This window comes from Proteiniphilum sp. UBA1028, assembly GCF_002316955.1.
Lineage (GTDB): Bacteria > Bacteroidota > Bacteroidia > Bacteroidales > Dysgonomonadaceae > Proteiniphilum.
The window spans coordinates 58,993-72,795 of record NZ_DCEN01000040.1 but is presented as its reverse complement, the minus strand read 5'-3'; the positions used below and the strand labels follow the sequence as shown (position 1 = coordinate 72,795).

9 protein-coding genes are annotated in these 13,803 nt (G+C 45.5%); all 9 read right to left on the bottom strand.

Going from position 1 to position 13,803, the window contains the following annotated elements:
* Nucleotides 1-569 (bottom strand): FGGY family carbohydrate kinase (locus tag B3Z75_RS06840; RefSeq protein WP_294069017.1); only part of this gene is annotated, 569 nt, incomplete at its 3' end.
* Nucleotides 570-662: 93 nt separating this feature from the next.
* Nucleotides 663-1,694, bottom strand: a complete 1,032-nt coding sequence (locus tag B3Z75_RS06835; RefSeq protein WP_294069014.1) for an arabinan endo-1,5-alpha-L-arabinosidase — start codon at nucleotides 1,692-1,694, stop codon at nucleotides 663-665.
* A 22-nt stretch (nucleotides 1,695-1,716) separates the two neighbouring features.
* Entirely contained in the window at nucleotides 1,717-3,222 is a 1,506-nt protein-coding gene (araA, locus tag B3Z75_RS06830; protein WP_294069012.1) for an L-arabinose isomerase, read from the bottom strand.
* A 20-nt stretch (nucleotides 3,223-3,242) separates the two neighbouring features.
* Complete coding sequence (locus tag B3Z75_RS06825; protein ID WP_294069009.1) at nucleotides 3,243-3,932, bottom strand: L-ribulose-5-phosphate 4-epimerase; 690 nt, start codon at nucleotides 3,930-3,932, stop codon at nucleotides 3,243-3,245.
* A 13-nt stretch (nucleotides 3,933-3,945) separates the two neighbouring features.
* Nucleotides 3,946-5,487: an alpha-N-arabinofuranosidase gene (locus B3Z75_RS06820; protein WP_414702872.1), complete on the bottom strand. Its 1,542-nt coding sequence runs from the start codon at nucleotides 5,485-5,487 to the stop codon at nucleotides 3,946-3,948.
* 68 nt (nucleotides 5,488-5,555) lie between these two features.
* Nucleotides 5,556-7,514: a glycoside hydrolase family 97 protein gene (locus tag B3Z75_RS06815; RefSeq protein ID WP_294069002.1), complete on the bottom strand. Its 1,959-nt coding sequence runs from the start codon at nucleotides 7,512-7,514 to the stop codon at nucleotides 5,556-5,558.
* 201 nt (nucleotides 7,515-7,715) lie between these two features.
* Entirely contained in the window at nucleotides 7,716-8,390 is a 675-nt protein-coding gene (locus tag B3Z75_RS06810; protein WP_294068999.1) for a DUF3823 domain-containing protein, read from the bottom strand.
* Between the two features lie 20 nt (nucleotides 8,391-8,410).
* The gene (locus B3Z75_RS06805) at nucleotides 8,411-10,255 is read right to left on the bottom strand and encodes a RagB/SusD family nutrient uptake outer membrane protein (RefSeq protein WP_294068996.1); all 1,845 of its coding nucleotides are present in this window, start codon (nucleotides 10,253-10,255) and stop codon (nucleotides 8,411-8,413) included.
* An 11-nt stretch (nucleotides 10,256-10,266) separates the two neighbouring features.
* Nucleotides 10,267-13,425 (bottom strand): SusC/RagA family TonB-linked outer membrane protein, encoded by a 3,159-nt coding sequence (locus B3Z75_RS06800; RefSeq protein WP_414702871.1) that lies wholly within the window; start codon nucleotides 13,423-13,425, stop codon nucleotides 10,267-10,269.
* Nucleotides 13,426-13,803: the final 378 nt, after the last annotated feature.

The following is a 13,803-nucleotide window of genomic DNA, read 5'->3' as shown; positions in this document are numbered from 1 at the left end:
CCGGTAATCAGTCCAGGGAGCCAGTCGCAATGTTCTACCCAGGAGTAGGCTGCTTTTCGCACGGTTTCGTCTTCGCGAAGGATGTGCAGCATCTTGGCCCATACCCACTCAGAGGAGTAGATTCCTCCTTCGAAGGCGGTATAGTCTGTCTCCCATTCCTTTGCCAGCTTGTTGATTTCATCCGCCTCCTTTACGGCGGTGTGATCTTTCCAGAGCACGAACATGGCGTTTGGGTTTTCGGCAAACGCCGGCAGGAGAGCCAGAGGCGTACCCTGCTCATCTGTCAGTACAGGGGTGGATCCTGTGGTGTCGAATCCCATCCCCACTACCTTTTCAGCGGTACCTTCCGGTGACTTGGAGAGCGCTTCGCGGATGCTTTCCTCCAGCACTTCGATATAGTCGAGCGGATGCTGACGGTAACGGTTGCTACGCGGATCGCAGTAGCTGCCCTTCATCCATCGGGGATAATACTTCACAGAGGAGGCAATCTCATTGCCGTTGGCTGCATCAACAATGATGGCACGGCAGGAATCGGATCCATAGTCCAGTCCAATTACATATTTATTCATACTCTTTATTTTCTTTATTTGTTTTCAGTTGTTTAGTGCGGTTTGACAGTTCCTTGTTGTCTGTCGTAAGAAATTTTGCTGAGCGATAGCAGCTCAATATACCTCTTCCAACAGTTGAGGCCACTGCTCTTTTGTCCAGGAAAGACGTACGATGCGGAGTTTGGAGCGTCCTTCATCGTTTGCGTCGTAGGCATGGAACAGCAAGTAATCGTTTCCGCAGGAGTTTGCAATGGCATTGTGACCCACGCCATGCCACCGTTCGTTACCCTCCATCAGGATGGTGCCACCCCCAAAGAGCAGTTCTTTTCCCTCTTTGTCAAGATAAGGTCCTTCGATCTTGCGGGAACGTCCGTAGATCATTTTGTATGTGCTTTCCGCTCCCTTGCAGCAGTAATCGATGGATGCAAAGAGGTAGTAGTACTCACCTCTTCTCACCACAAAGGGAGCCTCGATGGCGTTGCCGCCGGCATCCACCGGATTGTTGTCGATTGCCGGAGGATTCTCCGGTGATCTTTTCTGTTTGCGGGAAGCCACGGTCACCGGTTCTTCACCGGGGTAGGGGGCAGTGAGGTCGTTGTTCAGGCGCACCATCTGCAGCCCGTCCCAGAAAGACCCGTAGAACAGAAAGGGGCGTCCCTCTTCGTCGATGATCAGGTTAGGGTCAATTGCATTCCAGTTGTCTTTGTCGGGTGTGGAGCAGATGACGGCTCCGTGATCCATCCACTGGAATGCGGGATCGTCGGGATTCAGTGTTTTGTTTTTCGCCAGGCCAATGCAGGAGGTGTTTTTCCCAAACGCGGAGACAGAGTAGTAAAGGTAGTACTGCCCGTTGTGGTAGCTGATGTCGGGAGCCCATATGTGTCCCCTGAAGGAGGGAACAGCGTCAACGCCCCACTGCGGTGCATCGGCAAATACCGGCTTCTCCCGCTTCCATGACTTCATGTCAGTAGAAGACCAAACAGCTATACCTCTTCCGGTGTGGAAGAGGTAGTAGGTGCTGTCTTGCCGGATCATTACCGGATCGTGTACTCCTATTCTTCCTTCAGGATCATTGGCTGCAGTTCCCTGTTGCCTGAATAGAAGGAAAAGAAATAGGACTGAGAAAATCAATGCACGTTGTTTCATCGGCTCTGGTGAGTGTGAATATTTACTGCAGCGATTTGTTCAGCAGATAATAGACCTCGTTTACTTTGAGCTCAAATTTAAAGTTGTTGATGGTGGTATCCTTGTCGATTGTCACCAGCTCGATGCCTGCGATATCGGCATAATCTTCAAAATATTCGTTGGTGAGTGCATAGCTGAATGCGGAGTGGTGCGTTCCGCCCGCATAGATCCAGGCAGCAGCTCCAACTTCCAGATTTGGCTGTGGAATCCACAGCGAGCTTGCCACCGGTAGTTTAGGAAGAGCCGCTTCCGGTTTCAGTACGTCTACGTTATTGACTACCATGCGGAAACGGTTGCCCATGTCCACGATTGTTGCTGCCAGTCCTGCTCCCGGGTCTGCGGTAAATACCAGTCTTGCCGGGTCTGCTTTTCCACCGATGCCGAGCGGGTGTACCTCCAGGCGAGGTTTCTGTGTTGTGATCAGCGGCGATACTTCCAGCATGTGAGATTGTAGGATTGCACTCTTTTCGCCCTTGAAGTGGTAGGTATAATCTTCCAGGAAGGAGCATCCTCCTTTTAGTCCTTTCGACATCACCCAAATAGTGCGCAATAGGGCTGCTGTTTTCCAGTCTCCTTCGGCACCGAATCCATATCCTTCCGCCATGAGGCGCTGACTGGCCAGCCCAGGCAGCTGGTTCAACCCATGCAGTGCATCGAAATTGGTGGTGAAGGCTTTTGCATTTTTGTCTTTCAAAAAACGACGAAGAGCAATTTCTATGCGTGCAGCCTCGCGTACCTGTCCATGATCTCTGGCGCCTTTTTTGCAGTTGTCTGCAAAGGTGTAGAGCTTTTCGTATTCGGCTACCAGCTCATCAATGTCCTGTTCCGTAACCTTATCCTGATACGCCACCAGATCACCGATGGCATAATAATCGACATGATAACCCAGGCGAAGTTCTGCCTCAAGGCGATCCCCATCGGTTACGGCCACGTTGTTCATGTTATCGCCGAAGCGTACAATCACCATGTCCTGAGCATCTGCCCAGGCAGCAGCAACGCGCATCCATACCGAAATGCGATCCTGAACTTTTGTGTCGGACCAGTGTCCCACAACCACTTTCCTGTTCTTCCGCATCCGGCTGACAATATGCCCAAACTCACGGTCACCGTGTGCCGATTGGTTCAGGTTCATAAAGTCCATGTCTATCTCGCTCCAGGGGATCTCTTTGTTGAACTGCGTATGCAGGTGCAACAAAGGTTTGTGGAAGTTTTGTAATCCTTTTATCCACATTTTTGCCGGAGAGAAAGTATGCATCCAGGTGATGATACCGATGCATTCCGGTGCGGTGTTTGCTTCCTTGAATACTTTCTCTACTTCGGGTGATGAGTTGGCAGTCCCCTTGTATACTACCTTTACCGGCAGCGTTCCGGCATCATTCAGTCCTTTTACAATCTCTTCCGAGTGGGCATTTACGGTAACAACTGCATCGCCTCCGTACAGAAGCTGCGCTCCTGTTACAAACCATACTTCCTGATTTTTAAATTCCATATTTTTTATTTTTGTTGATGTTATTTTTGTCCGTAATAAGCGTCAGGGCCATGTTTCCTGAAAAAATGCTTTTGAATAAGCGACTGATTCATGGTGAGAAGAGGATTGATCTGTCCGGCTACAAAAGCCATCTTCGCTACCTGCTCCATCACAACGGCGTTGTAGACGGCTTCGTGCGGATCCTTTCCCCATGAAAACGGACCGTGGTTTTTCACCAGCACGCCGGGTATATGTACCGGATTCAGTTCTTTAAAACGCTCGATGATCACGGTACCTGTTTCCTTTTCATATTCCCCTTTCACCTCAGCTTCCGTCATGTCGCGGGTACAGGGAATGTTGTCGCTGAAATAATCGGCATGGGTGGTTCCAATGATTGGGATGTCGCATCCTGCCTGTGCCCATGCTGTGGCAAAGGTGGAATGGGTATGTACCACTCCGCCGATGGCGGGGAAGGCCTTGTAGAGTTCCAGGTGGGTGGGCGTATCCGAGGAGGGTTTGTATTTCCCTTCCACCACTTTTCCTTCCATATCAGTCACCACCATATCCTCCGCCTTCATTTGATCGTAAGAGACACCGGAGGGTTTTATGACGACCAGGTTTTTGTCTCTGTCGACCGCGCTCACGTTCCCCCAGGTAAAGATCACCAGCCCATGTTCTACCAGATCGAGATTGGCCTGGAAGACAGCTGCTTTTAGTTCTTCTATACTCATATAAATGTTTTATTTATTGAATTTCGAGCATTACCACCGATTTGGAGGGTAATACCACCGAAAGGTTATTGTTCGAAAGGCTTGCTCCCTTGAAGTCGTTTACCTTTACCTTAGACGGTTGTTCAAAGCTATTGTAATCGTTTATTTTACCAGAGGTGAGTATTTTCCCTTTAATATTTTTGGCTGTGGCTCCGATAAGCTGGGTGTTGATCCGTTGTTCGCTATTGGGGTCGGCGTTTACGAGAGTGATATGGATCTTGCCATTGGCATCTTTTGATGCAGAAACGCTTACCGCATCAATTTCCCTGTCACCCTGGCGATACTTGTTGCTGGTAAAGGAAATCGGAAGAAGGGTGGCATCCTGATGTACTTTGTAGAGGTAGAAGACCCAATAGGTGGGCGTGAGCAGCATCTTTTCCTCGTCGGTGAGCATCACAGCCTGTAGCACGTTCACCGTCTGAGCGAGGTTGGCCATTTGTACACGGTCGCTATGTGCGTTAAAGATGTTGAGGTTGATTCCGGCTACGATGGCATCTCGCAGGGTATTTTGCTGATAGAGGAACCCCGGATTGGTTCCCGGCTCCACATTGTACCAGGTACCCCATTCGTCAACGATCAGGCCGACCCGTTTCCGGGGATCATAACGATCCATGATGGCAGAATGTTTGCTGATCAGCTCATCCATGAACAACGTTTTTTCGATGGTGGTAAAATATTCCTCTTCGTCGAAGTTGGTAGCAGATCCTTTGTCGCCCCAGTCTTTGGGTACCGTGTAGTAGTGGAGCGACAGGCCCTGCATCTGCCGACCCGCATTCTTCATCAGTGTTTCGGTCCAGTTATAGTCGCCCCCGTTTGCACCGCAGGCGATTTTGTAAAGCCGGTTGTCGCCATAGTTCCGAGCGAAAGTGGCATAGTGGCGATAGAGGTCGGAGTAGTAATCGGGAGTCATGTTCCCGCCGCAACCCCAGCTTTCGTTTCCTACGCCCCAGAATTTTACTTTCCAGGGTTCCTGGCGTCCGTTTTTGCGGCGCAGGTTGGCCATCGGGCTCTCGCCGTCGAAGGTGATATATTCAACCCATTTAGACATTTCTTCTACGGTGCCGCTGCCCACATTTCCGCTGATGTAGGGTTCAGTCCCCAATTGTTCACAAAGGTCCAGAAATTCATGGGTGCCGAAGCTGTTGTCTTCTACCACGCCCCCCCAGTGTGTGTTGATCATCTTGGGCCGGTTTTCACGGGGGCCGATTCCGTCCATCCAGTGATACTCGTCGGCAAAGCATCCTCCCGGCCACCGGAGGTTGGGGATGCTGATGTCTTTCAAAGCCTGAACCACATCATTCCGTATTCCCCGGGTGTTGGGAATGGATGAGTCTTCGCCTACCCAGTATCCACCATAAATACAACGACCCAGATGTTCGGAGAAGTGTCCGTAGATGTGTTTGTTGATGGTGTTTTGTCCCTTGTCGGCTTCAATGATCAGTCTGTTCTGTGCTTGCACAGACGCACTGCCGATTAGTATCAGCAGCATAATTTGGCATGTTCTTTTTAATCTCATGGATGACATTTTTTTTAATGTTTTATCAGAGGGTAGTTTAATGAGTGTAAAGTTAAAACTTATTTCACTCAATTCCTACAATCCTCACAATTTGTTATGATTACCCCTCCTTCGGGTTGAATCTGCAAGGTGATTTCACCCTCCTTTTTGATATTCATCTGTTTCAATTCCGGCGAACGTTCTGTATTGTCGGAATATATATTCACTTTTTTGGCGGTGAACATCGGTAGTCTCACATTTACCTTTTTTATTTCTTTTTCCGCATTGATGGCCGCCACGTACCACCGTTCACCGCTACGGCGGGCCAGTATCACATACTTTCCCGGATAACCGTCAATGAACAGTGTTTCGTCCCACAACGAAGGAATTTCTTTCATAAAATCGATCACGAAAGAGGGGTACTCCCGGAGGTTGTTGGGTGTGATGCCAAAATTTTGAATGGGCGATTGGAACAACACGGCAGTGGCTAACTGGAATGTTTCCGTTGTTTTACGTGTGGTGCCGCCGTCGTTATTACGGTTGTGACGTTTGTTCAGCAATACGGGACCGAAGTCCATCGCGGCAACACTGTTTCTGATAAAGGGATGCAATGTGGCGTTATAAGCTTCCTGGTCGTTGGCATGCTGGGTGAAGATGAGGTTCTCGGAAGCAAGTACCGCTTCGCTACCGGCGAAGTTAGGATACATTCTTTCCCATCCTCTGGGAAGCGTGCATCCGTGGAATATCACTGCCAGGCCGTAGTCGTTGGCATCCGACAGAATATCTTCGTAGAGTTTCATGGTTTCCTGTTTATCGCCCCCGAAGAAATCGACTTTAATGCCTTTCACTCCGATACTTTGTAGCCACGCCATCTCTTTCTTACGTGCTACCGAGGTATTCATCCGGTTTTTTGGCCCCTGGGGGGCATCGCTCCAAAAGCCGTTCGAGTTATACCATAGAGAGATGCCTACTCCCTTTGAAGCGGCATACTGAGCCAGTTCTTCAATTTTTTCACGTCCGATCCGCGTGTCCCACCAGTTATCAATCAGTACCAGCTCATATCCCAATTGAGCGGAGTGGTCGATAAATGTTTTCTGATCTTCGTAGTTGATGCTTCCGTCCTGCCACAGGAGCCAACTCCAGGTTGATCGTCCGAACTGATATGTTTTTGAGGGTTCATACAACGGATCAACCACATCGAAGGCGACGGTGGTTTCAACAATCGGCTTCAGGTTGTCGCCCACACTGATTGTGCGCCAGGGGGTCTCTCCGGGTAATGAGATGGCGGGGCTGGCACTTCCGATGCCGTTATTTTCTCCCTCTTCCGGAAAGTCAATAGTGTAGAGTCCCTCTTTAGTGCCTTCGCTCAGTTTAGCGCCACAGTAGAGACTCCCGACTCCTGTTTCAGAGATCAGGGCCCAACCATGATCACCCACATGAAACAATCCAGGAAGGGTATATCCCAGCCCATATCTGGAAGGAGTCCCTATCGGTTCATCCGGCACATACTCTTCTTCATAGCTGGGTTTTGTCCTCATCCACCCGCTCATGGGGGTAGCCTGCGGGGTCAGGAAGGTGGTGGCGAATGATGGAAAATTGAATCCTGTAAGCTCTTTTTCTATAGAGCATCGTGCGGTCTCCCCGTTCTGAGAGAGTGCATATTTGAAGGCAATGTCGTTGTTGCTTACACGAAATATCAGGCTTATTTTCTCTTTGCGCGTTGTTTCATAGGTGGCGGTTACTTCATTTGCCCGGTATTCAACGGTACTTTTTTTGATTTTGGGTTCATGGTATGTCTTATGGATAACCTGTCTGTTTTCATCCACAAACTGCAGTTTGCGGCTAAAATCGCTCACGTTGGTGATTATTCCCAATGGAGAGTCTTCAAGGATGGTTTTGTCTTTATATGTTACGTTGTAGCAGAGGTCTCCGTTCATAAGCGAGAGGGTCACTGCCAGGTTGTTATCCGGGCTTCTGATTTCAATTTGATCTGCCGATAGCGGAAGCAGAATGTAAAGTGACAAGAGGCTGAGGACTATTTTTTTCATCGTTTAAATTATTGCTATAACACAAAAGTAATGCACTTATCCTTAATAAAAGGTAGATAAATAGATACAAATGGTAGACAAATCAATCATTTTTTTCGGGAAGGTTCTCTTATAAAGGTAAAAAACATATTTACAAATAAAACCAAAAGGAGCAACATCAGACATGGCATCCTGTTGCCCTTTTGGTTTCTTGTAAATTTATTATTTCAGGCTAATCTTTTGCACCTGTGTATAATAAAACTCATTCGTTACATTTGCACGAACGCCAACTCGTATAAATACTTCGTCCAGTTTTTTGAGACTTTCAGACAGATTCACAGAAAGAGAGGATTGTTGTCCGAAGATGATTCCGGATATGTCAACATCGACAACCTGCTCTTTTTTATTCTGATCTGTCAACACTGAATGTCCGATGAATAATCTTACTTGAGCAAGATTTGCATTTTCTACAATTTTATTAACCGTAAAGTTTGCAGTGATCTTACCCGATGCATGCTGAAAGCTTTCTTTGGAGATTGTAAAATAGGGTTTTACTGGTACATCGTACACCGTGTTGCCTTTTACATTGATTGTAATTGTGTCGCTCAGCTGAGGTTCCCAGGGTGCTCCGGCTTTTCGCACCAACTTGTACTCCCCGTCGAACAGACTGACTGAATAAGTCCCATCTTGTGCAATATAAACTGGAATAGCATATCGTAACTGATATCCGTCTTGCCATAATTCCAACTGTGGGCCGTTGTTCCTTATTCCTACAGGATTCCCCTCATACACCACGCTACCGGAGAGGGTGGACTTTGGCTCGTCGAAATTATCATATTCACATCCGGTGAATATGATACCTATTAAAAGAGCTATAAATAAATAATATCTTTTCATTTGAATGTTTTTTTATGAGATTAATGGAATGGATTTTTAACCAGCTTCGGATTGTTGTTCAACACTGTTGGACTAATCGAAGAATAATAGTTGGCCATACGAAAAAAACGAGCTCTCTTGAAACGGGTTGGTCTTACTCTCTCAAATATATATTTTCCATCATCAGCGTGTCCGGGGCGAGAAATTCTATATGGATACAAACCATGAACTACTGCGTTGGGATCAGAATCCTGTCCGTTCCATACCTTATCAGCTATTCTCCAGCGTTTCAAGTCAAAATATCTGTGGTCTTCAAATGCAAGTTCCACACGTCGTTCATTCTGTATGATCTCAATAGTCAGAGTAGTTAGGCTATTTGCAGGAAATCCACCATGGACTTCGCGAACCTTGTTGATGTATCCCAGTGCACTTGCGTCGCCCAACTCGAATGCAGCTTCTCCGGCATTCAAATAGATTTCGCCAAGACGAAACCAGGTCCACCAATTTGAAGCAAGACTCGGACGAACACCGTCCTGAGGATTCTCACTGACAAATTTACGCAGATAAAACCCTGTGTTACTTACATACTGGTCATCATCTTTGGGTCCATCAAACCCTGTGAGCACCTTGCCATCCTCGTATGTTGTTCCAAGATTTCCAATTCGAAATTTATATCCTCCATCTTCCCAAATAGCTACCCCTGCCTGTATGTTTACCGGCATATTGCGAAATTGACTTCCCGGGTAGACCACAGTACCATACAACCTGGCATCTTTATTTGCAAATATGTCGGACATGTTGTCGTAAACGATGTAATTGCCTTCGGAGTCCTTGTCTTTTAGGCGCCCATCAGAACCATCTAGATATTCATAACTTTCTACCAGACTAAGAGAGGGAGTCAGCATAGAAGATCCTTCAATGTCAGATCTAAAACTTCTGACTACGTTGTCGTATGTAAATCCGTGTACCTTGCCAGTCATGAAATCCTTTGCAAAGATTACTTCCTTTGCATTCTTATCCATGAATAGCTTATAGAAATTCTCCCCTTTGGAGGATCCACCAGGGTTATAAAGCTCATATTCAGGATTGGCGATAATCTCTTTAGACGCTGACAATGATTTTTGATAATATTCGGCAGCTTTGTTAGCAGGAATACCTACCTCTCCACCAGGAGTAGAGATTGGTGCACTCATAAGGTTGTTATATTTTGCAATTGAACCGGCATAGAGCATCGCGCGACTTTGTAATGCCAATGCAACAAATTTGTTTGCACGGGTTCTGCTCTTTTCCGTTATGGTAAAATTGTCTTTTATTGCCTGAATTTCATCATAAATAAAGTCATATACTTCAGATTCTTTGGCGCGAGGTATTTGTAGTGATGACGGGTCCCCACTTCCATCGTAAATCAACTGTGTTGTAATAAGAGGAACCCCTCCCATTCTTTTCACCAGCTCAAAGTAGACAAACGCTCTGATAAAGCGAAGTTCAGCATTAAATTGATTTTTTTGAACATCGGTCAGTTTTACACTGTACTTCTCCATGTTCTCCAAGGACAAATTAATATCGCGAATAAAGGTGTAATCCCAATAACGCGCATAATCATCTCCATAATTAATGTCATTCCTCCAGTTCTGGTCGACGTGCCCCGACCACATAGCATCATCGAATTCGGTATTTGTACCAGTATTAAAGACTCCTGCTAATTGAGGCAACCTGTCGTAGTAATTGGCCAGTAACCCCAAGATCATGTTTGGGTCGTTCCATAGTTGCTCGTCAGTAATCCTGTCTTTGGGTGTTCTTTGTAACCAATCATCCTCATTACATCCTGCAAACGCTCCCGCGACAACCAGTAATATTGACAAATAGTATATGTGTATTTTCTTCATAATCTTTTTTATTAAAATGTTACATTTAATCCGACCAGAATTGTTCTTTGTTGGGGGTAGACGACTGCAGCCCTTGCTTCAATTTCCGGGTCGATTTGATATTCGCTCACATTGTCTAAAGAGAACAGATTAGAAGCACTGGCATAAACGCGTAATTTGCTTATATTCATTTTGCTTATAATTGTTTTAGGCAGACTATACCCGATTTCTGCATTCTTCAAACGAAGGAATCGGACATCATGTTGCCAAAAGTCACTGTTTCTGCCGTTATTCACGCTGGTCCCTTTTCTGATTGCAGGATATTTCCCGGGGATCCATTCACTATTCGGATCATAGACGTCGGCACGATGCCATCTGTCTTCCAGGAGATAAGCCGGAGAGTTGCCTCCTGCATGGAATGGATTTCTTAACTCGTAATCCTGAAACCATGATTGCATGGCTGCCCCCGCAAAGTCCATATTCAAATCAAATCCTTTCCATTGTAATCCGATGTTTCCGCCAAAGCTAAACATGGGTGCCCAACCGGTAGGATATCCAATTGGTCTTTCATCCATTGAGTTGATGATGCCATCGCCATTGACATCTTTATAAATAATGTCACCAGGAAGTTGCGTTCTATTATTTTGGCCGTCATTATCAATGGGGTAATTTCTAATTTCTTCTTCAGACTGGAACCGGCCTATGGCCTGGTATCCCCACCAAATTCCACCCCACCTGTTTTCGGCAGAATTACGATATTCATCCCATGAACTTCCAAAACGAGGCTTATAGCTTTCCAGACGTTTAAATCGGGAGTATGTACCGTTTGCACTCACTGTGAACCCCACATCTCCAAACGTGTCACTGAATGTAATCATACCCTCTGCTCCCCTGTATGCATTCTTGTTAAGATTTTCGTTCGGAAGCGAATAACCCACTTCACTTGGGAGAAGCACATCATAACGAGCTGCGGGGATACCGGAAATAATCTTCGTGAAAACATCGGCTGTAAATGAAAGCCTGCTGCCGAGAAAACGGGCGTCAATTCCTGCATTGTACGTCGTGTTTTTCTCCCAGGATAGATTGGTTACGGGCAACCCGCGTGGCCTTACTCCGATCACGTATTTGCCGTCTAAAACGGCTCCTCCGTTTCCGAAGTCGTATCCGCTAATATAGCCGAACATACTTACACCCGCTTCGCTACCTGTTTGGCCAACAGAAGCTCTTAGTTTAAGATCGTCGACAGTCTCCTTCAAGCCTTCAAAGAATGGTTCATCCGATATGCGCCAGCCAGCAGAGGCACCAGGGAAAAATCCCCATCGTTTACCTGGAGCATACAGGTATGAGGCGTCATATCTGCCCAATAATTCAACCATATATTTATCTCTGAAACTATAGTTTAATCTTCCCACATACCCAGAACGTGCCTGATATGCCCATTGATCGCCATACCCTGTAAGTTCAGGTAATGTTTTAAAAGGAATATAATTGTTTGTTGGAGCTGTATTAGACCATCTGTTTGTCCTGTCGTAGTCTGATCTCTCGTATGCAAAAACAGCCTCCATATTGTGGTCTCCGAGTGTTTTTGCATAATTCAGCATAAACTGACCATACCGTGATTTTGAGTCTGTTTGTTCTTCCAGCCTCCATCTTGCACTCTGTCCACCACCGAGAATATATTCGTCATTTGGTCTGTCATACGTGTAAAAATCATATGAATATTGGAATCCGTCAAAGTCAAGATGCGTATAATTATAGGAATAAGTGAACTTTGCAGTCAGGCCGAAATCGAACTTATACTGGCCGTATACGTTCACATTGAAATTTTTTGTATAGTTATCCTTATAACCGGCAATATCTCTTGAAAAGAGTGCAGGGTTCAAGTCCGGCCTGTTAGGAATTGCATTCATGTATTGAGGGTTATCATTTGCATATGGCCCATAGGTAGGTATGCTGCTAAAGATTGACAATATTGAAGAGAAATATCCGTCACCACCCGGTAGTCCCACATCGCTTGTTCGTTCCGCTCTGGCGCTTGTTTGAGTTCCAACAGTAAATCGATCAGATATCTTGCTTTCCAAATTTACCTGAAAGTTTGTTCGGTTGTAGTCAAAGTCTTTCATCATGGCTTCCTGTCCAGTATTTGAAAGCGATAAATAATAGTTAGAACGTTCCGACCCTCCGGAAACGTTGGCATTGATGTTGTACTGAGGGACATTGTTCCTCATGATAATATCATAATAATCATAACTTTTGTATCCCGGCTCTGTTCCTGCTTGCCATTTTGCAAACTCTTCAGGAGTATAAAGCGTACTTGGATCTTTTCCTGCATTCTGTTCTGATTCAAGGAGACCTCTTATGTATTGTGGTGCATTAGCCATTTCGGGAAAACGAGTGAGATTTTGCCAGCCATAATATGCATTCACATTTACTGTAGCACGGTCTTCCTTACGTCCCTTTTTAGTGGTAACCAATACTACTCCACTTGAAGCACGAAGACCATAAATAGAAGCAGATGCATCTTTTAATATTGAAATACTCTCAATATCTTCCAGGCTAAGGGCATTGAAAGCATCTTCACCAGAAACGTTTGATTTTCCTAACCAGTTTCTACTGGCTTCACCTCCGTAGGGTATGCCGTCTATTACATACAAAGGCTTCCCCATATTACGAATTTCGACGTTGATACCTCTACCCGGACGTGAATCGATGGCTCTGGTAGAGACTCCGGCCATCTTGCCCGAAAGCGCCCCCGCGGTTGTGGTAGAAGAGGAACGCATAATGTCCTCCGAATCGATACTGCTGACTGCTGTGGTGACCTTTCGTTTTGATTGTGTACCATAGCCAACAACTATTACTTCACTCAGCAAACCCACATCCTCGCTTAATACCACATTGAGCCTTTTACGTCCGTCCAGTGCAATTGTTTGTGTTTGCATTCCTACATAAGAAAATTCCAATGTAGCATTTGTAGGTACATCCGTAAGTGTGTAGTTCCCTTCGTAATCGGTGATTGTCCCTACTGTAGATTCTACTACGCGAATAGTAACGCCTATCAACGGTTCATTTTTTGCGTCTTTTACTGTTCCACTCACAGTAATATTTTGCGCAAACATTCCTAAAGAAAATGTCCACATTAATAAAAGCGTAAAACAAATTCTTTTCCCTTTTAAATAGAGTTTTTTTCTCATTCTTTCATGCGTTTTTTAGATAAATAAAACATCCTAAAATCATATAAATTGTCGATATAGTTTTTTATGGCTTAATAAAGTTCAAAATATCGCTAAAAGTGATTTCATATTACTCCTTGGTCTTTCAATCTATACATTACCTCTTGAGAACCTCAATCATTAAATCTTACTCGCAAAGTGTTTAAAAACCGTTGTCCGTGTGTTCCCATTAAGCTTTTATAACTTTCTCGAACCTTTTGCAAAATTACAAATTAACTTTCCCCATACATAATTTAAGACGGTAGTGAATCATTCATTAACGGGTCTTAAATCATGCGGTGGCAAAAAACATCTTCTATTTTGCCTCTTTTATCGTATATTTGAATTGATAAACTTTCG